We start from the raw sequence: 24,515 nt of genomic DNA, 5'->3' as shown, positions 1-24,515 counted from the left end.
TAAAATGGTGGGATGAAAATGCGACTGAGCGGGTAAGGGTTCATAAACACCCGTAACGGTCATGTCGGGAGCAAGTCATCTTTCGAAGCTACAATAAGCATGGCTTCCAGTTTACGCAGATAACGATCTGTTCGCCAGTCTTTTGCCAACTCAATAGCGGCTCGTTTTAGGTTACCACCATAGGCATTTAACTTTTCTTCAAAGCGTTCAATCAGGGTAAAAGCATCGGCAGTAGAGCCAGCAAAGCCAGCCAGCACTTTGCCTCCCATTAGAACACGTACTTTTCGAACATTACTTTTGGCAACGGTATTGCCCATAGTGGCCTGGCCATCGGCACCCAGGGCGACCTGCCCGTTGTGTCGAATACCAACCACTGTTGTTGCATGAATTTTGGGTTGCATGAATTTGTGTTTATTGGGAGGTATAACGTTTAGTTTGAGGTTTGAAGTTCGATGTTTGACGTTGGCTGACGAATAAACCTGCGTGAGCTATTCAACATCAAACTCCGAACTACAAACATCAAACTAACTCTCTGCAAACGGAATAGGCCGGTTAACGCTTTCCTCAAGGGAGATAAAGGTTTCTGTACGTTGAATACCAGCAACTTTCTGAATCTTATCATGAAGTACTTCGCGCAGATGTTGTGTATCCCGGCAAACGATTTTGGCAAAAATGCTGTAAATACCAGTTGTGTAATGCACATTCACCACCTCGGGTATTTTTTCCAGTTGCCTGGAAACTTCCTCATAGAGGGAGCTTTTATCTAAATAAATACCCAGAAACGCACTGATATCCCAACCGAGTTTGGCGTGATCGATTACTAGTTGCGATCCGCGAACAATGCCCATCTGCTTCAACTTGTTCATTCGCACGTGTACTGTCCCGCCCGAGACGAATATTCGCTTGCCAATTTCCGTATAAGCCATGTTCGCATCCTGCATTAATAAACTCAGGATTTTTAGATCCGTATTATCAATTTCTAAATTTTTTTCGGACATTTTAGCTATATTTTTGATGGATCATAACAAAAGTAACATATTTCTGAACGCATGATAAATTTTAGGAAATTTTTATGTAAAATTTGCAACAGATGTACTGAATGAGCTATCTTTGTATTGTCAAGTTGATCGAGCGGGGTCACACGCCGGTCTTCTTGGCTTTTTTTCCTCACACTGTAGGATGTCGAAATTGGCAGACGTGCCCTCCTGTCTCGGGGGTGGTGATAAAGGATAAACGCAGCATAATGCCGCCTTCGTGGCGACTGGGGTTGACCACCAGAGTTGTACTGTAGCTAACTGCACCGTGGGCGGTTCGAGTCCCCCTCCTACAGCATTTGGTTTTTAGTTTGTTGATGAAGTGTAATTGAACACGCCGGCTCCCCGATGAGTCCGGCGTTTGTTTTTTATGCGTATTTTTGCAGATTAATAAGGTAGTATTCGGTTTGTGGTATTCGGTTTACGGTGGGCTGACGCATCAACAGTCTTTGCCTCAGCCCACCGTAAACCGAATACCACAAACCGAAAACATCATTTCCCTACGTGAAACATATCCGTAATTTTTGCATTATTGCCCATATCGACCACGGTAAAAGCACCCTGGCCGACCGATTATTAGAGTTCACAAAGACCGTTGGTTCCCGCGATATGCAGGCCCAACTGCTCGACGATATGGATCTGGAGCGTGAACGTGGCATCACCATCAAGAGTCACGCTATCCAGATGGACTATATGTACAAGGGTGAACTCTACACGCTAAACCTGATCGACACACCGGGTCACGTAGATTTTAGTTACGAGGTCTCTCGCTCGATTGCCGCCTGCGAAGGGGCATTGCTTTTAGTCGATGCGTCGCAGGGAACGGAAGCACAGACGATCTCAAATCTGTATCTGGCCCTTAATAACGACCTGGTTATCATCCCTGTCCTGAACAAGATCGACTTGCCGGGTGCCAGGCCCGAGGAGATTAAGGACGAAATGGTGGACCTGCTCGGGTGTGACCGTGACGATATCATTCCGGCATCGGGTAAGGAGGGTATTGGTGTTCCGGAAATTCTGGCCGCTATTGTGGAGCGAATTCCGCCCCCTAAAGGCGAGCCCTCAGGTCCCTTGCAGGCGCTGATCTTCGATTCGCACTTTAACTCGTACCGGGGTATCGAGGTTATTTTCCGGGTTAAGAACGGCCGTATTCGCAAGGGCGACAAGGTAAAGTTCATGAACACCGGCAAAGAATACACCGCCGATGAAATTGGTACCCTCCGCCTGACCCAGGAGCCCAAAGATGTGATTGAGTGTGGGGATGTAGGGTATCTGATTTCGGGTATTAAAGTAGCCAAAGAAGTAAAAGTTGGCGATACTGTTACAACTATTGATAATCCAGCCAGTATGGCTATTCAGGGTTTCTCGGAAGTAAAACCGATGGTATTTGCCGGTATTTATCCGGTAGAAACCAGCGAATTCGAAGACCTTCGCGATGCCATGGAGAAGTTGCAACTCAATGATGCAGCCCTCGTGTGGGAGCCTGAAACATCGGCGGCTTTAGGTTTTGGTTTCCGGTGCGGTTTCCTCGGTATGCTTCACATGGAGATTGTGCAGGAACGCCTGGAGCGCGAATTCGACATGACTGTAATCACTACGGTACCGTCGGTACGTTTCGAGGTGATGACCACCAAAGGGGAAGAACTTCAGGTATCGGCCCCCGCTGAAATGCCCGATCCAAACTTGATCGATTATATTGAGGAACCGTTTATCCGGGCTCAGATCATCACAAAGGCTGAATATGTGGGTGGTATTATGGGCCTCTGCATGGATAAGCGGAGTTTGCTTAAAAATCAGGTATACCTGACCGCCGACCGTGTTGAACTTCAGTTTGAGATGCCATTGGCCGAAGTCGTGTTCGACTTTTTCGATAAACTCAAGACGATTTCACGCGGTTATGCCTCTCTCGATTACGAGTTTATGGATAATCGTGAATCGGACATGGTGAAGCTCGACGTGATGCTCAACGGCGATAAGGTCGATGCGCTCTCCGCTATTGTTCACCGGTCTAAGTCGTACGAATGGGGTAAGAAACTCTGCGAAAAGCTTCGCGAATTAATACCCCGGCAGCAGTTTGAAATTGCGATTCAGGCAGCTATCGGTCAGAAAATTATTGCCCGCGAAACCTTGAGTGCTCTCCGAAAGGACGTATTGGCCAAGTGTTATGGTGGTGATATTTCCCGCAAACGTAAACTGCTCGACAAGCAGAAAAAAGGAAAGAAACGAATGCGGCAAGTCGGCAATGTCGAAATCCCACAAGAAGCCTTTATGGCAGTTTTGAAGATTAATTAATAGTAAGGCCAGCTCGGAAACGGGCTGGCCTTCTTTGTTATACCTGAACTAAATTCTATTTCGCGGAAGCTGTTGCCGAATTGCCAGTCGATGCTATTTTGATTTTCAGACCAAAATCCTTGCCTTTCGAGACATCTTTCAAGGTAACCGTCCCTCGTTTCCATCCCGACCAAACCGTGCCCCCATCGCCGGGTTTGGGAGTTCCGTAACGGGCGGTAAAGTACGAATCCAGGTCTTTCTGATAATCGCTCACCGACTGGCGAGTGTTTAAAAATAAGTCTACATCAATCGCCGACACTTTTTTATCCGTTTGATAATAGAGTATATCTGCTGTTTCGAGATTTTTCAACTCAATTGTGTAGCCAATGTGATCGGAATCACTCTCGAACGGTTCCCCTTTTTCAAGCCCTTTCACGTTCGCGAACTCATCACCTAAATTAATTCCACGCCAGTCGCTATCGGCGGTTAAACCTAAGTTGGCCATACGTTCGGTAATCGGAATATCGGTAGTTGATTCAGTTGTAGCGGCAATTGCAGTGGAGTCCGTAGCTTGTGTATCCGTCTGCTTGTGGTTACTACAGGCGCTAAAAAAGAGTGCTGAACTAAGCAAGCCGATCGTAAAATAGTTGTACTTCATACATGTCAGGTTGATTTTGCAAAAGTAATGCATTAGCCTAATTCTCTGCCAAGCTTCGTTTGCGAGTGCTCTTCATAGATAATTCGCTTATGCCGCCATTGATAGTACTTTACGAATTTAATCTTATACGATTCCGTTCAATTACTCGGATACAAAAACTCAACGGATCAAATGCAGTTCCTAATTGCATAACACGCATTGCGATGAATGGCCTATCATGCATTTTCCTTTATTTGGTGCCAGCAAAATTCCCTTTGACAGTGTACATGCTATCGAGGAAAACATCCCCAATATAATTCTGTGGGCTGTACCTGTCATGCTATTTTTTACGGCTATCGAAATGGCCGTTACCTATTATCAGGAGAAAGAGTTTTACGAGAAAAAAGAAACAATTGGCTCCATTCTGGTTGGTCTGGGGAATCTGGTTGTAACGGCTGCCCTCAAGCTCGGGTTACTTTACCTCTGTATCTGGATTTACAATCTGATTCCTTGGCGCATGGAATTGCAGTGGTGGACGCTCATTCCCTGCTATATTATCTACGACTTTTTCAGTTACTGGGCGCACCGGGTTTCGCATGAACAACGCTTCTGGTGGGCAACGCATATAGTTCATCACTCAGGTGAATTTTACAACCTAACCGTGTCCTATCGGTTAAGCTGGATTCAGCACTTAAAGATCGTGTTCTTTTTACCGGTAGCCTTCATGGGTTTCCACCCAATTATTTTCTTTGTTACCAATCAGATTGCCGTATTATTCCAGTTTTGGGTGCATACCGAATACATTCGTCGAATGCCTGCCTGGGTCGAATATATTTTTGCCACACCGTCTAATCACCGGGTACACCACGGTTCGCAGGAGCAGTACATCGATAAAAATTTCGGGGCTACCTTCATCTTTTGGGACCGTATATTTGGCACCTTTGAGCCTGAAGATGAACCTGTTATTTACGGCATCACAACCAATATCCCGAACAAAGCGAACCCAATTTTCATTAATTTCCATGAACTCAGCGATATGGTTGAGGATGTTAGGAAAGCGAAAGGAATTCGTAAAAAGCTGTTTTACATATTCGGGAGCCCTATAAAAATTGCAGAAGAGAAAAAACAGCAGAAGCTTCAGGAGATGCCTGAAGTTCAGGTACCTATCTGATTTCCTATTAATCGGTCGTTAGCCTATTCCCATACTATTCCTTATCCAACAAATTAGGCAGGCAATTATAAAACTACCATTAGCTACAATACAAGCTACTAATATTAATTGTAAATTTTCCAATGTTTTTAGTAGCTACTTGTTTATTAATGTGGCTATTAGCTATTTTAGCAATAAAACTTATCCACCACATTTCGTAATCTACCTTCCCACCCATGCTACGTTACAAAACGTACAGCTTCGTGGCCCTGCTGTTTATTTACGCTGGTGTCGCCTGGCTCAGGAATGGCTTTCAATTACCCGTATTTCTTTACTCCGACGAAACTCATTTTTTCAAAACGACCCTTCAGTTCGCCCGCGAACCAATTCCATCAGCCAGGCTTTTGCAAACCTATTCAGAGGTGATTACGCCACTTGCCTTTATCATCGGAGGCTGGATTTGCCGATTGTTCGATCCGACGATTCAAACCCTCAGGCTTTATAATGTTGCCCTGAGCTTTCTGCTGTTGACGACACTCCTTTGGTTAAATCCGGGCCCGGCACGACGCTTCTGGATCGTTGTAGCAGGTCTTGCTATTAGCCAGTATTATTATTACTGCAGCGTCTACTTTTATACAGACATGACAGCGGTGGCCTTTGTTATGGTCGGGTTGATAGCTTACCTAAAGCGGATACATTGGCTAAGTGGCGTTTGTCTGGCCTTGGCAATCAGCACACGTCAATATATGGTTGTTTTCCCGCTAGCTATTCTAGGATTCGAGCTTGTACAGGCATACAAACAATCGAGCCACGAAACCAGAGTAGGTTACCTGATTCGATACCTTCGCTTCTCGCGTTGGTATGTAGCGGCTTTGCTAACGTTGGTGGGCTGGATATTATTCTGGAACGGACTGGGGCCCTCGGCTGAAATAGCTCGCCAGGAGTACGATCGAACGCAATATAATCTGCTTTATAGTCCAGGATTCGTGATGTATGCAGCCGCTTGTATAGGGGCGTATTACGTTATACCTGAGTTTTTGATCAGACCACACCTATCATTTTATTCTGACTATGTTAAACGGCAACCCGCCCTAGTACTAACGTGGCTCTTACTAATTTGTGCGATTATAGTCTGGTTTCCTGCCCGTCAAACCTACAATGATTATTTTAAGGTCGCTGAACTGGGATTGCTTGATCGACTTGTGATGTCAGTTGGATTCAACAATGTTTCGAAACAGATTGTATTTGGTGGATTAATGTTACTTACGGTGCTACGCTTTGCCCGATTTAAGAGCGGTCTCGCAGGATGGATAGCGTTTATGAATATCCTGATGCTTGGTAAAGCTTATGTAGCATGGGACAAATACCTGTTGCCTACCATCACCGCCTTATGGTTTCTAACCTTATTTGATAAATACTGGCCATTGGTCCAAGCCAGCATTATTCAGCAGAACCTCAAAAATGAGGTATATACAACTGACTTATCATCAGTAGAAAATTGAAAGGCTTAACTCGTCCGTTTGTCGTGCAGGAGCATATCGACCGCATCATTGAGCGAACCAGCTCGCGTCACTTGACCCGAGTTGATGAAGAATATTTCGTCGGCGCTTTCAATGGTGTTCAGGCGGTGCGCAATGATGATGCGGGTGGTTGTTTCGGGTAAATTTTGGAGGATTTCTTCCAGTAACTGCTCCGTAACGGTGTCGATATTGGCGGTAGCTTCGTCCAGAATAAGCAAGTCTGGGTTGCGCAAAACGGCCCGCATGAAGGCAATGAGCTGTTTCTGACCCAGACTGATCGCATCGCCACCGGTCTGCACTTTGGTATCCAGGCCATCGTCGAACCGCTCCAATAGCCCTTCCAGGTTCGCCTGCTGAATTACGTTGGCCAATTGATCGTTGGAATAATTCTCGTACTGTTTATTCCCATACAGAATATTCTCGCGAACTGTGCCGGTAAACAGAAAAGGCTCCTGCAAAATAAAGCCAATTTTACGGGTACGTTCTTCGGGTTTATAGGAGCGTATATCTTTCCCATCGAGCAGCACCGTTCCACTGGTTGGATCGTATAAACGGGCAATCAACGAAGCTGTTGTGGTTTTTCCCCCTCCCGTTGGGCCAACCAGCGCGTAGGTTTTGCCGCGTTCCAGGTCAAAATTGATGTTGTGCAGCACCTGCTGTCCATTCGGATAACTGAATGATACCTGCTGAAATGAGAGAAGTGCCGAAGTCGGTACCGTTACTGAATTCTCAACGGTTTTCAGATTCGTTTGCAACGCCAGCAGGTGCGAGATACGATCCCAGCCTGCCAATGCTACCTGAAAATTTGTCCACAACGCGGCTAGTTGCCGAAGTGGGTTATAAAAATTGTTCACATACGACAGAAAGCTGATCAGCAACCCAATGGTAAAATGCCCCGTTGAGATCAGATAAATACCGAACGTGAGGACAATTAGTTGGCCGAAATTAGCTACCATACCAATAACAGGTGCCATGACGTTGTTGGCCAGGCCGGCTCCAATGGCAGTCTGGTAACTCTGCTGATTGGCTTCGTCAAAGCGCTTCCGGAAATAGTCTCGTCGATTGAAGGCAATAATAACCTTGAAATTGTTCAGGCTCTCCTGAATCTCGGCACTCAGGTTACCAACACTCTTCAGGTTACTCGCATTCTTTCGTTTAATCCAGGCCGCCGTCAGTGTTGTAAAAATCCACATCAGGATCGCTGGCGACAGGGATGCGGCTCCAAGCGGCAAGTCGATAAACAGCAAAAACAGCCCTGCGCCGAACATAATAAAAATGCTGCCCACGAACTGCATCAATGACTGCGAAAAAAACTGATTCAGTTTATCGGTGTCATTATTGATCCGGGAGATCAGATCCCCTGCTTTGTTCTGGTTAAAAAACGCGACCGGCAATTCCTGTAATTTATTAAAAACCGCATTCCGAAGTCTGAACAGGGTGCGCTGTCCTACCTCCCCCATCATGCGAGTTTGCAGATAGTTGGTCCCGAACGCAACGACATACAGGCAGATCAGAATACCCGCATTCCGCAGAACGCCATCGTACTGTTTGGTCTGAATGTAGTTGTCGATGGTATGACCAATCAGCATTGGCCCAACCAGTGTCAGGCCCGAATTGACCAGAATGGCAATAAACGCCAGAATCAAGGTTGGGCGTTCATCCTCAATTAGGGTCAGTAGTTTCCGGAGGGCTTTGTAGGTGGCATTCTTCTCCTCTTTTTGCCCGGTAGCCTGATTAAGATCGTAGTTCATACTGGCTGGTGCTGCGTTGCGACTGATAAATCTGAACGTATTCGGGACTGGTGGCAATCAATTCGGGATGGGTTCCTTTGGCAATAATTTCGCCCTCCATGAGCAGGAGAATCTGCTCGTAGTCTTCAACCGGAGCAATCTTCTGCGTTACCGATAACAGGGTTAAGCCGGGATAGTTCTGTTGAACACCCGCCAAAATTTTCTGCTCGGTATTGGAATCTACCCGCGCCGTGAAATCATCCAGTAGCAAGACTTTGGGGTCGAGTGCCAGCGCACGAGCGAGCATGATGCGCTGCTTTTGCCCGCCCGATAAGCTAGCGCCCCGCTCGGAAACGGTAGTCTGGAGTTTATTGGGCAGCGATTCGACAAATTCCCGTAACTCGGCGGTATCGATGGCTTTTTTCAGCGACTCATCGGTCACGGTTTCGCTGAACGCAATATTTTCGCGAAGGCTCAGGTTGAACATAATACTATCCTGAAATACAAACCCAACCTGTTGATGGAAAGCCTCTTCGTCGTACATATCGATGGGCCTGCCATCATACTCGACCGTTCCCGATGTAGGTTTTAACAAGCCGGTCAATAAAAAGAGGAGCTGACTTTTTCCGGCCGCGGTTGGGCCGACAATAGCGGTTCGGGTACCGGCTTTTACCGAGAAAGAAACGTTTTTCAGCGCGGGTTTATCGCCGTAGTACATCGACACGTTTTTGAGTTCAACGTCGCCCCTGAGGGTAGCTTCTACGCTCCCGGTTTGCACTGTTTCAGGTGCCTGCAACACAGCATTGATCCGCTCAAACGAAGCCGACGACTGCGCAATAACGTTGCTCATAAACCCAATGACAATAATCGGAAAAATTAGCAGAGCGAGGTAGCTGTTAAAGGCAGCAAAATCCCCCAGCGACATGCTGCCTGTAATGACAAAATGCCCACCCAGCACCAAAATCGTCAATCCCGCCATATTAGCCGTAAAACTGATTACCGGAATCAGGGCTGCGAACAAGCGTAAAATGGCTATACCTAAGTCTTTCGCGTCGGTATTAGCCGCCAGGAATTTGTCGTACTCCAGCTGTTGCGAATTAATTACCCGAATCAACGCCGAACCAAGAATACTTTCGTTGATGACTTTATTGAGCCAGTCGATTACTTCCCGGCTACGCATAAACAATACCCGTACTTTCTTGAGTAACAGATAAAACGTAATGCCAATAATCGGTACAATAGTGAGGACCGCAAGCGCTAGTTTCCAGTTGATACTGATGAGTAGAATACTCGCTCCAATAATGATACAGAGCGATGAAACAATAGAGACAATAGCCTGAGAGACAAATAGCTTGACAGAATCAATATCCGAGGTCAGGTTTGTCAATAATTTCGACGGGTTCGTCTGTTGAATATAGGTAAAGCTCTGCCGAGATATTTTAGCCGCTACTTGTGTACGCAAATCCCGCGCTACACGCTCCGAAGCGTACGTTTGAACAACACTTTGCAGGTAGGTGAACACAAAAATGAACAGCGTAGCTACCAGAAATTCGATGACGATGGTGCGCAACACAAATTTTCCAGCCGAATAATCGTCGATACCGTGCGAGATGAGCATCGGTAGAACCAGGTTGACGCCATTACTGATCAAGGCAAATAGAATCAGCAGCAAAATCATTCTGGAATACGGCTTTAGCAGGCTCAACAAAGACGATGAAGGCTTTTTAGGGGCTTCTTTTTGCGGCATAGCTTTGTCCATGAAAAATGCCAAAGACGACGCTTTGGACTGGGGTGAAGGTTAGCACAAAGGTAAGTAGTGCGGGTGGAAACCCGCGTAGCCGGAGATTAAATTGTAGAAGAATAGTACCTACAACTTAACCTTCGGCTACATGGGTTTCCACGGCTATGGACGACCGTCCGTACTACCTATTTCGCACTCTCAACAGGCTTCGTTACATCCACAATTTTCGTGGCCTGTCCCGTCTTCCGTTCTTCGATTTGCTCGAGCAATTTCAAGCCCATTAGTCCGTTCATTGAGCCCTCCGTGCCATTACCTGATCCGTTGATGACAATGTCGGGAATGACGCGAATATGACCTTTGCCAATTTCTTCGGTGATCTTGAAACGCGTAAAGTTTTCATCGCCCATCGCGCGTACCTGCAATTCGTAGGCTTCGGCCGTGGACCGGCCAATGGCAAGGATTTTCTCGGCTTCCGCATTACCCGTTTTAGCAATCCGCTCCGCTTCGGCATCTGCGGTTAGTTTTGTGGCTTCGGCATCCGCTGCGGCCTGACGACGCCGTGCTTCGGCATTAGCTTCTGCCCGCACTTTCGTTGCTTCCGATTCGGCCCCCACCTGCAATTTTAAACTTCGGGCCTCTCCTTCCGATTTTTTAACGGCAGCATCGGCTGTACGCTGGGCAATTTCGACACTTTGCTGCGCTTTTACGACTTCGCGCTGAATATCGGCCAGGGCCGTTTCACGCTCCATACCCTGCCTTTTTTCCTGCGCCATACGCTGGGTTTCGTAGGTTTTTTCTTCTTCCTGCGCAATCTTCCGATCGGTGAGGGTTTTCATCAGGCTATCAGGTGGCACAATGTCGCCAATGAGTGTATCGACAGCATTCACGTTGTACACTTCCAATACCGCCCGGATGTGTTCACGAGCGGCTTCCTGACGCTCTTTCCGGGTACTCAGGAACGCAATCACATCCGAATCCTGCGCTGAGTTCCGGAAATAGTTACCAATCGTTGGCTCCAGTACCTGCGAGACAAGGTTGGTCATGCTCCCGAATCGGGCAATCACTTTAGGCGCTTCCACCGATGGGATATGAATGATCTGAGCCACGTCGAGGTTGAACGGGAAACCGTCTTTCGAACGAACAGTAATCGTCGAGAGGTTACGATCAAGATTATGCGCTTCGGTACGGGCATTGGCCCAGTTCAGCACCAGGTTCGTTGTCGGCACACCTTCAACTTTCATTGTAAAGGTATTGACGGGGTATTTACCCGGCCCAAGCGGTTCCATCCAAACACCCCGAAAGCCTTTCCGAACGATATTCCCGTGCTTGAACGATTCACCGGTAAGGTCTTCGCCATCTTCACCAATGTATGAGATCACCACACCTACATGCCCAATGGGTACTTCGGTCATCGGAATCTCTTCGATCTGGACAGCCCAGGGGTTTATGTAATACGAACCCGCCAACACAACCTGCGGTTGTAGCCCCCGATTACCACCATTTTGCAGGAAGAAATCGACATTCTGGAAGTTGTTATGCCCCTCAACATTCTTACCGGCGATCTGACCCGGTTGCAAAGGCGCACCATCGAGCGTTGTGATAATACCGACCATGTTTTCCTTAATAACGGTCATGTCGGCAATCGTCACCGTGAACGCATAGGGATTGATCCGGTACGTACCCGGTGTGAGTACAGCCGTTTGCCGACCTTTTTGTCCTCCACTGGATAAGAAGCGTTCCGTATCCTGAAAATTATCGGAATCGACACGTCGGGCCAGGATATTACCCGTAGGCAGTTCAGCTCCGTCGTTGGATAGGACTAAGCCAATCCTGCCTTCGGGAACAACCATAAACGGCTGCATGGTAATACCATATTGCCAGGGCCACATCCACCAGTATAAGCCCGGCGCCAGCGTTTGCGCCTGATAACCCGCTTCGCCTTTGGTGGCAATGATACGCCCATCGGGCAAGCCCCGATCGGTACCCACAAGCACATATTTTTTGGTCACCAGACCAATCCGGTCTTCGGGAACAATAACCATCCCGAACAGAAACCGTAAGACTAATTTGTAGAGCACTACGGCCATTAAGAGCAGGGCTACCCAGCCCCACGTGGATACAAGGGATAAAAATTCCATGAATAAACTGATGTTAAACGGTTAAGAAAATGAAACGTACGCGGAAGAAAATCAGAGTCGAATGACTCGCTGTAGTAAGCGGAAATTGAAGACGATACGTCTACATCGGAGTAGTGATTAGTTTGTCAGATTGACGCGTCAAATGTATAGATCAACGCAGTTCCAACGCATCAGAATTCGGATGATTGGTTACCTGAGAACCAACTTGTGCAGGGGATTTGATGAGTGGAATTAATTACAGCTCCTGCGCTAGATTGAAGAAAAATCCGGTGTTGCCCTGTGCATTGATGGTTCCACTAAAGCGCATCACCAGGTTATAAAAAGACACCACATCGAGGCTGAGCCCTGTACCAGCCAATAAGCGATTCGCTAACCGGCTCTGGTATTGTTCAGCAACGGTACTGCTAACGTAACCCGTGTCGCCAAAAACGGTAAGATAGGCCGCAATGGGTACCGTGTTAAACTGCCGGACATGCAACCAGTTCAACTGTTTGCGAACATTAAAGAGTTGGTATCGAAGGCTGTTCCGCCAAATAAAGGTTCGTTGCCCATCCACAACAAACAGTTCATAACCGCGTACCATATCAGTGGAACTGCCCAGGCCACGCAAACTTATATAAGGCTGACGTGTGGGCCAGGTGGAACGAGCCCGTAAGCTTCCTGCGGCATAAAAGTGCCCTCCCAACGGCCAGTAGCGCGTGATAGAGGTTGCAAGATCCAGAAAATGAAAGTTATCAGTAGGCAGTATTCCAGAAACCCCGATGCCTGCCGAAAACAGCGTGCCTTGTAATGGATAGACTACATTATCACGGCGGTCGTACCGATAGTTGTAGCTCATTGCCAGAAAATGCTGGTTAGTGCTGCCATCTAACAAATAGTCGGGGTTAAGTTTGGCAATCGTGTCCGCAATAGTATTCTGCGTATAACGGGTATCGAGTGTATGATAGTGATACAGGCCACGTCGATGGGTAAGCGTCAGGGCGGCATATTTTCGCTCCCGTAGCACCTCTTCCGATTTTACATAGACCCACTTATCAAACTGGGTGCGGTAGGGAATTTCCTTGTTTGTCACATACCCTACGTCCATGCGTAAGCCAATTTTTTGGGCACGGTCAATATAGGGTTTAGAATAGGATAGGATTGTTCGCTGCAAAAAACCACGCTCAAAAATAACCTGAAGTTTGTCATTATTGCCGGTTACGTTACGGTAGCTAAGATGCCCCCCGTAAATGACCCGACTAAAATCATGCCCCCGATCGTACCACCACTCGTTAAAATTACGGTCGGCCAGGTCAAAAACAGGGTACGCCACAAAATACCACCGCTCTTTCATGGTCACCGTAAGATCGAGTTGGGCAAGTTGCGTTGAATCAGCCGAGGGTATCAGTTGGGTTCCCATATCGACCGTCACAAACAGCGTCGTATTGCTAATATTACGCTGATCCCAGGCAACACGGCCCGGTAAATCGGCCAACCGAACGGAATCCCCAACGTGAAGCGTCATTTCGCGTAGGATAATTCGGTCTCGGGTACGGTAGTTTCCTTTGAAGGTTATTGAACGTACAACGATTTTCTGAGTCGAATCCGTCGAGACAGTAGCAAAGACAACTTGAGATGACAACAGAAACACCGTTAGGGCCAAAATAAGGGTCGGCCACGTTTTTGGAATCATTCTCAAAAGTACGTCTTTTCAAAAAAATAAGACAAGATTATCTCCATATCCTGCAAATCAGTACGTATTATTGCTGACTACTCTGTAGAAACCTATGATGACTGTTTAAATATACTATAATCAATGCAAACGGGAAGTGTTCAGAAAACCTCTGCAAAAGCTAAGCCCAACTTAAGTTTCTGGCAAATCTGGAATATGAGTTTCGGCTTTTTAGGGATTCAATACGGCTTTGGCCTACAGCAAGCCAATATGAGTCCTATTTACCGCTATCTGGGTGCTGATGAAGCCTCCATTCCGGGTCTCTGGCTCGCTGGCCCATTAACCGGTTTGTTGCTCCAGCCAATTATTGGAGCGGTTTCGGACCGAAGCTGGTCACCTACCTGGGGACGGCGGAAGCCGTTTATTCTCGCCGGGGCGCTGTTCGGTAGCATAGCCATGATCATGATGCCCAATTCATCGTATGTCTGGATGGCCGCCGGGCTGATGTGGATGCTCGATGCGGGCTTGAATTCGGCCATGGAACCTTTCCGGGCCTTCGTAGGTGATATGCTGAACGATAAACAGCGGCCTACGGGCTTTGCCGTCCAATCGTTTATGGTGGGCTTCGGACAAACCTTAGCCAACTTAATGCCGTATATCCTGCCACTTCTGGGCATTTCTATGGTACTGTCGGAAGGGCAACTGGCCAATGGCATTCCCAATTCGGTGCGTTACCCGTTTTACATTGGTGCGGCTGCCATCCTGATTTCTGTGCTGTGGACGGTCCGCACCACGAAAGAGTATCCGCCGGTTGACGAAAATTATAAAGAGCAGCACGAGTTTACTGCTGAAGAAAAGAAGTCGATTTCGTTCTGGCATGTAGCCTTAGCCGTTGGGGCTGGTGTGTTGGCTTTCTTCTTTGCTGCGCGCATAGGTGGTATCTCAACGGGCCTGATGTGGGGAGTTGGTGTACTGGCAGGCAGTTACCTGGTGCTGAGACTTCCTATTTTCAAAGAGATTCTGGCATCGCTTTCGGCAATGCCAACCGTTATGCGGCAGCTTTGGTGGGTGAAGTTTTTTACCTGGTATGGCCTGCCGCTGATGTGGCAATACCTGTCGCTTGCAACGGCTAAGTACGCCTTTAACGCGCCCGATACCGTATCGAATAGAGCCGGATTCGAAGAAGGCACCAAATGGGGTGGACTTTGCTTTGCTATGTTCAGCATCTCCTGCGCCGTCATCTCAATCTTCATCCCCCGCATTGCAAAAGCCATTGGCAGCGCCCGAGCTACCCACGCCGTGTTCCTTACTATTGGGGCTATGGGCTTCTTTCTGACGCTTACATCGAACGACAAATTTATTTATCTGGCAGGCATGACTATTATTGGGTTAGCCTGGGGGTCCATTATGTCGATGCCTTACCTGATGCTGGCGAGCGCGGTTCCTAAAAATCGTATGGGTGTGTACATGGGTATTTTCAATGGATTTATCTGTGTTCCTCAGTTTATTGGTATGCTTACCGTGCCGCTCTATTACAAACCTCTGCTGGGCGACGACCCCCGCAACGCACTTGTGCTGGCGGGCATCTGCCTGCTGTTGGCAGCTTCGTCCTGCTTTCTGGTAAAAGAAATCAGAAAGACCGACGAAGAAACCATCCCGATTGAGCTTGGTTAAAAGGCATTACAAAGTACGATTTGCGATTTTTGCTTTCGTCGGAGAAAATCGTAATTCGTACTTCGAAAATCGTAATTCATTACATGATAAATACATCCCGTCCATACGCTCTCCTTTCAGTTGGCGAATTACTAGCCGATTTAATTGGCCACCACGTGTCGAGCAGTTTGCTTGATGCCCAGGACTTCAGGCGGTATCAGGGTGGGAGCCCCGCCAATATGGCTACCAATATGGCTCGCTTAGGCGGTCAGGTGGCGCTTGTTTCCTGCGTTGGTGATGACAATATTGGCAAATACCTGGTCCGGCAGATTGAAGAATCAGGTGTGGATACCCAATTCATTACCGCTGATCCTCTGGAGCCGACTACCATCGTTCTTGTTTCTAGAACGGCGGGCACGCCCGACTTTGTTGCCTACCGCCATGCCGACTGTCAGCTGAAACCAGAACAGCTACCAGATTCCCTACTAGCGCAAACGCAGCTGTTTCATACCACTTGCTTTGCTCTTAGTCAACAACCTGCCCAGGATACCATTATCGACGCGGCCCGACGGGCGAAGGTTGCTGGTTGCCAGGTTACGATTGATGCAAACTACGCCCCCAGTATCTGGCCTGATCGCGATCAGGCCTGGCGTGTGCTGACTGATTATTTTACGGCTGGTGCGTTAGTAAAAGTAAGTGAAGATGATGCTGAACGGCTCTATGGCTCCCCCCAAACGCCAGAGCGGATTTTAAGCGATTTTCATAAAATGGGGGCAACAACGATCTGCTTAACCCTTGGCGCTAACGGAAGTCTGGTATCGTATGATGGCGGGACGAAGCAAGCGCGAATACCGGGCAAAAAGATTGATGTGGTGGATGTTACCGGCGCCGGTGATGCCTATTGGGCGGGCTTTTTAACAGCCTACCTGGATGGGTATGCACCCGGAAACTGTGCCCATGCCGGAGCGGCCTTAGCCAAAATGAAACTGACCCGTCAGGGGCCATTGCCTGACAAGGTAGATAGAAAGTTGATTTATGCAGACTTTGAGTAAATTTCTTTAACCGCAAAGGGCGCAAGGGATAACGCAAAGAACGCTAAGTGAATATTCATTGCGTTCTTTGCGTTTAAAATACCTTCCTTACTTCAGATCCGCCAGCTTATCCAAATCGACGTCTTCGAGCGCGGCTTTGATTTTGTCCATGCTAACACCTCGTCCCTTTATGGAAACAATGAATCGTTTATTGACCAGTACCGCTATTTCGCCATCTTTGTTGGCGTTGTCGTACTTCTCATATGCCTTATTGTCGCCTATTTTCGTGGTTTTTTCGTAGCCATTTTCGGTTTCCTTATCAATTTCGAGCATAGACCAGGCAGCTAGACCCATCATCATCGCCGAACCGCCCCCATCGATGAGGGACAATTCTATCGTTTCGCTCCCATCTTCGTTTGCATATTTACCTTCGGCGGTTGAAACCGTAAATCCAGCAGCGCCATTTTTCTCACCAGTAGCTTCTTTTCGAGGTAGTCCATCGGCGTCAGCTGGCAGTAATTCTTTGAGCGTTCGGAAGTCCACTGTGGCAACGGGACCTTTTTTTCCCAGTTCTTCGGCCTGATTCGCCATCTCTTTCAAGGCACTCACAGCGCCCAGCGTAGATACGGACTCTTCTTCTTTTTTCTCTTTTTCTTCCTCTTCTTCTTTACTTCCTCCGCAGCCAACCAATAACATTACCGGGAGTAAGCCGGCCCAAAGCCAGTTTCGATTTGTTCGTATCATCGTGTTTTGTAGATAAGAATGGGGTAAAGGTTAATCGATAGCAAGCTACTGTTTCTTCTAATAGGATCGCTATTCTTTTGAGCAAACGTTCTATTCTTTAATCTGCTTACAGAGAACGTAGTAGTTCGCATCGACCGTTATTATTGTAGCTCCTTTTGCGGGCATTGTTTTCCATTGAGCGGTGGGTTGTAGTAGCTGAAAAGGCCCAGTTTCACCGAAGCAAATGCGTACAGGCATAGCAAATCCGGCTACACAGTTGGCCCAGCGGTACTGGATTCCACTCCCTACCGACCGATATTCAAGCACCGGAATGCGAACATCTCGCAGATACTGATCAAAAACAGGCTTGAGGTTAATCCCTGCTTGCTCACTCATATACTGCTCGATCTGATAGGTGGTAACGGTCTGATGATAGAACGTCTTGTTCATTCCGCGCAGCAGTTGCCGCCATTTATCATCATTTCCCACAAGCTGCCGAATCGTATGCAGCATATTGCCGCCTTTGTAGTACATATCACTCGATCCCTCATGGTTTACGTTGTAGGTGCCAATGATTGGGCTATCATTCCGGATGTTTGCCCGGCATCCGATTACGTAGGTGGCTCCGGCATCTTTACCGTAATAATATTCCGTGAACTGGCATTCTGAGTAGTTCGTAAAACTCTCGTGAATCCACATATCGGCCACGTCTTTGTAGGTAATATTATTGGCGAACCACTCATGGCCGGATTCATGTACGATGATAAAATCCCAGAGTAGCCCCCAGCCCGTACGGGAAAGATCGCGCCCCAGATAGCCATTCCGAAAGCGGTTGCCATAGGTTACCGAACTCTGATGCTCCATGCCCAGATAAGGCGTTTCGACTAATTTATAGCCGTCTTCATAAAACGGATATGGCCCAAACCAGTACTCAAACGCCTTCAGCATCTTGGGCACTTGCTTAAATTGCGCCTTAGCAGAATCGGCATGCTCGGGAAGGGCATAATAGTTGAGCGACAATGCCCCCTTCTCCCCCGTGTAGGTTTCGTCCCAATGCACATAGCGGGCAATGTTCAGATTGACCCCATAGTTATTGATTGGGTTTTTAACGTACCAGTCGAAGGTGCGGGTGTGGTCGGGATTGGTCGTGGTCTTAATCAACCGACCGTTCGATACATCGGTCAAATCCTCGGGAACCGTCACGCTAATAGCCATCGAATCTGGCTCATCGTACATATGGTCTTTACAGGGCCACCAGGCACTGGCACCCAATCCCTGACAAGCCGTGGCAATGAACCAATTCCCTTCTTTATCGTGCGACCATACCAGACCGCCATCCCAGGGCGGGCGTTTGGCTACGCGAGGTTTGCCCGCATAAAAAACCGTCACCGATTCGTTTTTGCCCGGTTGTTGAGCTTTCGTTAGTGTTACAAAAAAAGCGTTGCCATCCCGCCGAAACTTGAGCGACTGCCCGTCCTGCTCAACGCGTTCTACCTGAAGCGGACGCTGTAGGTCTACCTGCATGATCTGGCTTGCCTTTAACACCCGGTACCGAATTTCGGTCGAGCCTTTCAGGGTGCTATCGGTAGGCTGCACACGAACCTTCAGGTGATAAAATGTCAGATCCCACCATACTCGCTCAGGCGTGATCGAGCCCCGCAATGTATCGTCGTGGGTAAATTGGTAGCGCTGCGCAGAAGCCAGACCGGACAACAGCAGCAAGCAAATGGTTATAATTCGAGTCATGAGTTTAGCGTGGACCTGGTGGGCAGTGAGTGCGTAAATAATTCGTGTACAGCGTTCGCAAGTGCTGTTGTGTACCTTCTCCCTCCGAAATACCGTGCGATCGGTTCGGATAGGGCATCACCTGAAACTGCTTATTGTATTTTACTAATTCGTTGATCAGCAGTTCGGCATTGTCGTAATGCACGTTATCGTCGCCGGTACCGTGAATGTACAGTAAGTTACCCCGCAGGTTTTTCGCATACGTAATCGGCGATCCGGCCACAAAATCGTCCCGATTTTCCTGCGGTAGCCCCATATACCGTTCCTGGTAAATATTATCGTAGAATAACTGGTTACCCACTGCCGCTATCGAAATGCCGGTTTTGTAAATCTCGGGGTATTGGAATAACAGATGCAGGGTTGTTGACCCTCCCCCACTCCAGCCCCAAACGGCCACTCGATTAGTATCGATGTACGCATGTTGCGCAAATAGCTTCTTAGCCGCCATGGCCTGGTCCCGGATGTTAATCCGGCCAATCTGCCGGTAGATCGACTTGCGCCAGGCTGCGCCTTTCAGGTTGGGTGTGCCCCGGTTGTCGAGCGCTACGTAGAGATACCCCTCGTTGGCCATATTGCCCAGAAAAAGCCGATTCTGACCAACAGAGAACACATCGTTGACAGTACTGGAAGCCGGTTCGCCATACACGTAAAAAACGATCGGGTATTTTTTCGTACTATCGAAGTCGGTTGGTTTGGCCATCCAGCCATCGACCGTAACGCCATCCTCAGTCGTAACCTTGAAGAAACTAACGTTCGATTTGGTAACGGGTTTCATCCGTGTCGCCATGCTTTCCTGCGCATTGACGGGTTTATGATCGGGCAGGGTTATCCACTCCTGAACGGGTGGCGTCTGGTAATTCGTGAACGAGTGCTGGGCCAACTTTCCATTCGGGGAAATCACATAGCTATGGGTTCCATCCAGTCCGGCAGGCGTCAGTCGTTCGGCTTTGCCTTTACCATCTAATCGGGTGCGGTACAAATACCGTTGGTTCGTGTTCTGGGGCGATGCAATGAAGTAAATCTGGTTGGTGGCCTCGTCGATATGACTGATCGATTCGATATCATACGAACCCGGTGTCAGTAAGGTTTCTCCTTTGCCGTCAACACTTATCCGATAAATGTGCCGCCAGCCATCTTTTTCAGACACCCACACAAAGGCTTTTCCGCCATTGAGCCACTCCCCCCCGTTTGGGTCATTATTGTTCCGCTCTCTAACATCGACCCAGGCTTTATCCGTTTCGGTATAAATCGGGGTAATCGACTGGTTTGTTGGGTTGCAGACAAACAGTTTACTTTCGTTCTGTTTGCGGTTCAGTTGCTGGATAAACAGGTTGCTACTGTTGGGTATCCAATCCATCCGATTCAGGTAGTGTTGCTGCGGATCGCCAGGAATGGCTAACCAGGTCGTTGGCGGTACGGCATTCTGGCCGCCCGTTGCCGAAACGACACCAATCCGGGTTGGCGACGGAGCTTCGCCCACTTTCGGGTATTCGACCGGAATGACACGCGAGTAAACGGAATCGGTGGTGTTCAGCATCAGGTAATCACGAATCTTGGTCGCATCCACCTGCCAATAGGCAATCTGCTTGCTATCGGGACTCCACCGGAATCCATCCCGGCAACCGAACTCCTCTTCATACACCCAGTCGAACGTACCGTTGATACGCTTACGGGTTCCATCGGTTGTGAGTTGGGTTTGTTGACCCGTAACAACATCTTCTACGAACAGATTGTGTTCACTAACATAGGCCACAGCGTGCCCATCTGGCGATAGCTTGGCGAACATCAGTGATTGGGCAGGACGTCCCTTGCCCAACTGACGAGACTGGCCCGATGTGCGATTGAACAGATAATAATCTCCTCGTGTGTTGTAACGCCATACCCTGGCCGTGTTCGTAAAAACCAGGATGTTGGCGCTATCGGGAGTGAACGCAAAGTCCGAAATAGTCATGCGTTGCGTACTCCCTGGCTGACGCAATTTTTCCTGCGCGAGTAAAACGGTTTTTTGCCCGGTCCGAATGTCGGTTTTGACCAGATCACCCTGGGTACCGGAAATGGAGGCATTTCCATTGGCAGTCCAATGCATTTGTCGACCGGGTACCTGAGCCTGGGCAATATGAGTACTCAGAAGTACAACTAAAAGTAAGCGTGTTTTGGGCGAACTAAAAAAAGACGGGTTCACAGAATGAAGTGTATAGATGAGGTAAGTTACCTTCAAAAATACAGCATTTTCTGAGTTCCCGTCTTACAATAGGTTCGGTGTTGTAGGACAAGTTCTTTTTTGACAGGATTAACAGGATTTTTTCTGCGATTTAATTCTGTAATCCTGTCAAAAAAAGAGGGCTAAGCCGATAATTTCAATGTCTGACAAGTTAGGACTCAATCTCTTTCGGCTCGTCGCGTGCAGGTAGTACAACTGGACTCCGATAACTCCGTACCAGGAAATAAACACCCATCAACACCGCCGGGATACTTAAAATCTGGCCCACATTTAAGGGCAGGCTATCTTCAAATGGTACCTGATTTTCTTTCAGGTATTCATAAAAGAAACGCAGTCCAAATATCCAGATCAGGAAAATACCCAACATGCTGCCACGGGGTGTTAGTTCTCTCTTCCGATTCCAGAACCAGAGCAGAATAAAGAAGATCACCAGACAGGTAATGGATTCATAGAGCTGAGCCGGGTGACGCGGAATTTTAGCATATTCATTATTATTCATGAACACAAATGCCCAGGGCACATCCGTTGGGCGACCCACAATTTCGGAGTTCATCAGATTACCAAAACGAATGCAGGCTCCTGCCAGGGCCACTACGATAACGATGCGGTCTGTCACCCACAGAAACGTCTGGTTAGTTAGCCGACTCTCTTTTCGACGGGAATAGAGCCATAGGCCTGTCAAAATACCAATAGTGGCCCCGTGACTGGCCAACCCGGCAAAGGGTGGTGTAATAACAGTTAATGGATGATGCAGTAAAACTTCTGGTTCATAAAAGAGGAAATGGCCAATCCGAGCCCCGAGAATCGTGGCAACAACCATGTAAATCAACAACGTGTCGGTATCAGCAACAGGCTTATCTTCTTTTTTGAAAATGTAGCTCATAATCTGCATTCCAATCAGAAAACCCAGCGCGAACAGCAACCCATACCAGCGCACTGAGAACGAGCCAATGTGAAAAATTTCAGGATTAACTTCCCAAATAATGTATTGAAGCATAAAATGAGTAAATACGTTTACAGTTTAAGGTATTCGGTTTTCCGTAGCTGACAGCATTGGAGGAAAGGTGTCGGCTCACCCTAGCGAAGGATCACCGTAAACCGAATACCGTAAACCAAATACTATAACCAACTAACGACGGCGGACAAAGATACATATTGCGGGAAAGTTTTTGGGCGTTTTATTGTTTATGCGTGTATGATGAAAACAATTCTCATTGGGCTGGTTAAAATTTATCAGGCCATTGTGTCACCTTATTTCCCCAATGCCTGCCGGTATACCCCAACCTGTTCTCAATACACAATCGAGGCCATTGGCAAACATGGAGCTATTCGGGGTGGGTGGATGGGCCTGAAACGCATCAGTCGTTGCCATCCCTGGGGTGGTCATGGCTACGATCCGGTACCATAGCATTGCCATTGGTCGATTCGTTCTGGTAGGTAATTGGTTTATTGAATCCTGACATTTTGACTTAATCACTCAGCTAGCCCGATTTTTGCCTATCGACTCACGACCGCAAAGTCGGCCTTTTATTGCTTGTATTGACTGAAAACTACCATGCTTGGGATTACTGCCGATAATAAACTGAAACGCCTGATTGTTGTAGGCGACCGGGTACTGATTAAACCGAAAGATCCGACAGACCGCACGTCGAGTGGTTTGTATTTACCACCAACCGTACAGGAAAAAGAACAGGTACAGGCTGGTTATGTTATAAAGGTTGGACCGGGCTATCCTATTCCCAACCCAACTGAAGACGAACCCTGGAAAGAAACGGAAGAAAAAGTGAAATATATGCCGCTCCAGGCACAGGAAGGCGATTTAGCCCTCTATCTGCAACGAAACGCCATTGATGTTCAATACGAAGGAGAGAACTACGTCATTGTTCCGCAGGGGTCAATTCTGATGCTGGAACGGCTGGAGGACTTGTAATACGATTCCGATGAATAATGCGGCAGAAAGGTCGTAGAAAGTCTGCAAAATCTGCGTCTGAAAAGCCGCATTACACAAACACGATGCGAACTTATTGGTTGATACGTCTGATGGTCCTATTAATGGGAATCATGCCTATTATGGAAAGCGCTGCAAGCCAACCAAAGTCGCTTAAAGCGATGTTACACGAAAAGAAGGATAAACTTCGTGTCCTGTTGCTCTATAGCCGTGATAACACACAGCCTTTTCTAGCTAATCAGCAAAAAGCTTTGAATGAAGGTAAGTCAGGATTAGTTGAGCGCGATGTAGAGGTACTTGTGCTTATTGGATCGCAGATAACGGAACCGGATCGCCAATTTTTGATCCAGAAGTACAAGTTAGACCCAGTGGTTGATTTCCTGGGCTGGTTAATCGGCAAAGACGGTGGCATCAAACAGGTCTACAAAAAGCCAGTCACCGTAAATGAACTGTTTAGGACAATTGACAGTATGCCCATGCGGATGCTGGAAATGAGAAATCAATAACTCCCTACAGGACCGCCCTTTAGGTTCAGATTATTGAGTCTCCAAAAACCTCAATACCCCAGCAAATTCAGACCAGGATTTAAGTTTTAGTTTTTGGTTGGCTATATACCGTTCGATTTGATCGGCATTCTTTGGGAATAGACTTACCAATGATTTTTTAGTTGCTAAAACCGAGTTCATTTCGCCGTCGGCTAATTTTACGAAATAGTTTTCGGCAGCAGGTTGCCCTTTAGAAACCCAGACGTAATAATCCTCCCGTTTGGTGTACTTCTTTTTCCCGTAATCATCAGACATGGCATCGTTGTTGATTTTAACGGTTGAGTAGATGAACCGGACAAGTTTTGTCTTCCGCCCATCAAAAAGAATTTGGTAAAAATCGTTCGTTGATCTCGTACCAATAGCGGGAAAGCCTTTTTGAAAATGTACGGTATCCGGCTCCAGGATTACGAAATCAGCAACCGCATTTACAGGGGTTACAATCTGGTTGCCCTGTGCATATTCGACCTGTCCTGTTTGGCTATTATACCGTAGTTTGCTGACTACCCGTTTATTACCAACAACCAGCCAGCCATTTCGTACCGTATCGCTGGGTATATACGGCGATCCTTCTACCCCATGAAAACTGGCAAATGAAGGGGCTGAAATACGAACATTCTGAATAGTATTATACTCAACCTGAGCCTGGGTAAAGGTGGTAGTCATTGCTACTAAAATAGTCAGGCTGACGTAAAGTTGTCGGTACATGTTAATAGCAGGTTGTTAGTGTTTTTTTGCTG

At 47.6% G+C, this 24,515-nt stretch carries 19 protein-coding genes and 1 pseudogene; 8 read left to right on the top strand and 12 right to left on the bottom strand.

Annotated features, from left to right (window positions below; all coding sequences use genetic code 11):
• Positions 1 to 401, bottom strand: a pseudogene (hslV, locus tag ACYVGO_RS17620) (ATP-dependent protease subunit HslV); the annotation flags it as partial.
• Between the two features lie 123 nt (positions 402 to 524).
• On the bottom strand, positions 525 to 998 hold the full coding sequence (locus ACYVGO_RS17615) for an Lrp/AsnC ligand binding domain-containing protein (protein WP_142772521.1): 474 nt from the start codon (positions 996 to 998) through the stop codon (positions 525 to 527).
• Positions 999 to 1,538: 540 nt separating this feature from the next.
• Between ACYVGO_RS17615 and lepA the strand changes: the two genes are divergently transcribed.
• A complete protein-coding gene (gene lepA / locus ACYVGO_RS17610; RefSeq protein WP_460970381.1) occupies positions 1,539 to 3,326 on the top strand; it encodes a translation elongation factor 4 in 1,788 nt (595 codons plus the stop codon).
• Positions 3,327 to 3,381: 55 nt separating this feature from the next.
• Here lepA and ACYVGO_RS17605 read toward each other — a convergent pair whose 3' ends face one another.
• The gene (locus tag ACYVGO_RS17605) at positions 3,382 to 3,963 is read right to left on the bottom strand and encodes a hypothetical protein (protein ID WP_460970380.1); all 582 of its coding nucleotides are present in this window, start codon (positions 3,961 to 3,963) and stop codon (positions 3,382 to 3,384) included.
• A gap of 217 nt (positions 3,964 to 4,180) precedes the next feature.
• Between ACYVGO_RS17605 and ACYVGO_RS17600 the strand changes: the two genes are divergently transcribed.
• The gene (locus ACYVGO_RS17600; RefSeq protein ID WP_460970379.1) at positions 4,181 to 5,113 is read left to right on the top strand and encodes a sterol desaturase family protein; all 933 of its coding nucleotides are present in this window, start codon (positions 4,181 to 4,183) and stop codon (positions 5,111 to 5,113) included.
• Between the two features lie 215 nt (positions 5,114 to 5,328).
• On the top strand, positions 5,329 to 6,594 hold the full coding sequence (locus tag ACYVGO_RS17595; protein ID WP_460970378.1) for a hypothetical protein: 1,266 nt from the start codon (positions 5,329 to 5,331) through the stop codon (positions 6,592 to 6,594).
• Positions 6,595 to 6,599: 5 nt separating this feature from the next.
• On the opposite strand, the gene ACYVGO_RS17590 is transcribed toward ACYVGO_RS17595, so the two are convergent.
• From ACYVGO_RS17590 to ACYVGO_RS17575, 4 genes are all read right to left on the bottom strand, one after another.
• Entirely contained in the window at positions 6,600 to 8,363 is a 1,764-nt protein-coding gene (locus ACYVGO_RS17590) for an ABC transporter ATP-binding protein (RefSeq protein WP_460970377.1), read from the bottom strand.
• Positions 8,347 to 10,101: an ABC transporter ATP-binding protein gene (locus ACYVGO_RS17585; protein WP_460970376.1), complete on the bottom strand. Its 1,755-nt coding sequence runs from the start codon at positions 10,099 to 10,101 to the stop codon at positions 8,347 to 8,349. Before ACYVGO_RS17585 ends, ACYVGO_RS17590 begins: the two co-directional genes overlap by 17 nt.
• A gap of 167 nt (positions 10,102 to 10,268) precedes the next feature.
• Positions 10,269 to 12,221 carry an SPFH domain-containing protein gene (locus tag ACYVGO_RS17580; protein WP_460970375.1) on the bottom strand — a complete coding sequence of 651 codons (1,953 nt, stop codon included), beginning with the start codon at positions 12,219 to 12,221 and terminating at the stop codon, positions 10,269 to 10,271.
• A 235-nt stretch (positions 12,222 to 12,456) separates the two neighbouring features.
• On the bottom strand, positions 12,457 to 13,893 hold the full coding sequence (locus ACYVGO_RS17575) for a BamA/TamA family outer membrane protein (protein ID WP_142772511.1): 1,437 nt from the start codon (positions 13,891 to 13,893) through the stop codon (positions 12,457 to 12,459).
• A 123-nt stretch (positions 13,894 to 14,016) separates the two neighbouring features.
• Between ACYVGO_RS17575 and ACYVGO_RS17570 the strand changes: the two genes are divergently transcribed.
• Together ACYVGO_RS17570 and ACYVGO_RS17565 are read left to right on the top strand one after the other, a co-directional pair.
• Positions 14,017 to 15,546, top strand: a complete 1,530-nt coding sequence (locus ACYVGO_RS17570; RefSeq protein ID WP_460970374.1) for an MFS transporter — start codon at positions 14,017 to 14,019, stop codon at positions 15,544 to 15,546.
• Positions 15,547 to 15,629: 83 nt separating this feature from the next.
• Entirely contained in the window at positions 15,630 to 16,577 is a 948-nt protein-coding gene (locus tag ACYVGO_RS17565) for a carbohydrate kinase family protein (protein WP_460970373.1), read from the top strand.
• Between the two features lie 87 nt (positions 16,578 to 16,664).
• Here the strand turns inward: ACYVGO_RS17565 and ACYVGO_RS17560 are convergent, their stop codons facing one another.
• The 4 genes from ACYVGO_RS17560 to lgt all read right to left on the bottom strand — a co-directional run bounded on the left by ACYVGO_RS17560 (position 16,665) and on the right by lgt (position 22,282).
• The gene (locus ACYVGO_RS17560; RefSeq protein WP_142776707.1) at positions 16,665 to 17,297 is read right to left on the bottom strand and encodes a transposase; all 633 of its coding nucleotides are present in this window, start codon (positions 17,295 to 17,297) and stop codon (positions 16,665 to 16,667) included.
• A gap of 93 nt (positions 17,298 to 17,390) precedes the next feature.
• Positions 17,391 to 19,025, bottom strand: a complete 1,635-nt coding sequence (locus tag ACYVGO_RS17555) for a M1 family metallopeptidase (RefSeq protein ID WP_460970372.1) — start codon at positions 19,023 to 19,025, stop codon at positions 17,391 to 17,393.
• Between the two features lie 4 nt (positions 19,026 to 19,029).
• The gene (locus ACYVGO_RS17550; RefSeq protein WP_460970430.1) at positions 19,030 to 21,150 is read right to left on the bottom strand and encodes a S9 family peptidase; all 2,121 of its coding nucleotides are present in this window, start codon (positions 21,148 to 21,150) and stop codon (positions 19,030 to 19,032) included.
• Between the two features lie 286 nt (positions 21,151 to 21,436).
• The gene (gene lgt / locus ACYVGO_RS17545) at positions 21,437 to 22,282 is read right to left on the bottom strand and encodes a prolipoprotein diacylglyceryl transferase (RefSeq protein WP_142772507.1); all 846 of its coding nucleotides are present in this window, start codon (positions 22,280 to 22,282) and stop codon (positions 21,437 to 21,439) included.
• A 201-nt stretch (positions 22,283 to 22,483) separates the two neighbouring features.
• On the opposite strand from lgt, the gene yidD reads away from it, so the two are divergent.
• The 3 genes from yidD (at position 22,484) to ACYVGO_RS17530 (ending at position 23,739) form a co-directional block, all read left to right on the top strand.
• Positions 22,484 to 22,693, top strand: coding sequence for a membrane protein insertion efficiency factor YidD (gene yidD / locus ACYVGO_RS17540; protein WP_460970429.1), 210 nt, complete (start codon positions 22,484 to 22,486; stop codon positions 22,691 to 22,693).
• Between the two features lie 147 nt (positions 22,694 to 22,840).
• Positions 22,841 to 23,215 (top strand): co-chaperone GroES, encoded by a 375-nt coding sequence (locus ACYVGO_RS17535; protein ID WP_142772506.1) that lies wholly within the window; start codon positions 22,841 to 22,843, stop codon positions 23,213 to 23,215.
• 83 nt (positions 23,216 to 23,298) lie between these two features.
• Positions 23,299 to 23,739, top strand: a complete 441-nt coding sequence (locus ACYVGO_RS17530) for a DUF4174 domain-containing protein (RefSeq protein WP_460970371.1) — start codon at positions 23,299 to 23,301, stop codon at positions 23,737 to 23,739.
• 30 nt (positions 23,740 to 23,769) lie between these two features.
• On the opposite strand, the gene ACYVGO_RS17525 is transcribed toward ACYVGO_RS17530, so the two are convergent.
• Complete coding sequence (locus tag ACYVGO_RS17525) at positions 23,770 to 24,483, bottom strand: hypothetical protein (RefSeq protein ID WP_460970370.1); 714 nt, start codon at positions 24,481 to 24,483, stop codon at positions 23,770 to 23,772.
• Positions 24,484 to 24,515: the final 32 nt, after the last annotated feature.

It is taken from the genome of Spirosoma migulaei (assembly GCF_054776855.1).
Note: the sequence above shows the minus strand (reverse complement) of the source record. Positions and strands in the feature narration are given on the sequence as shown.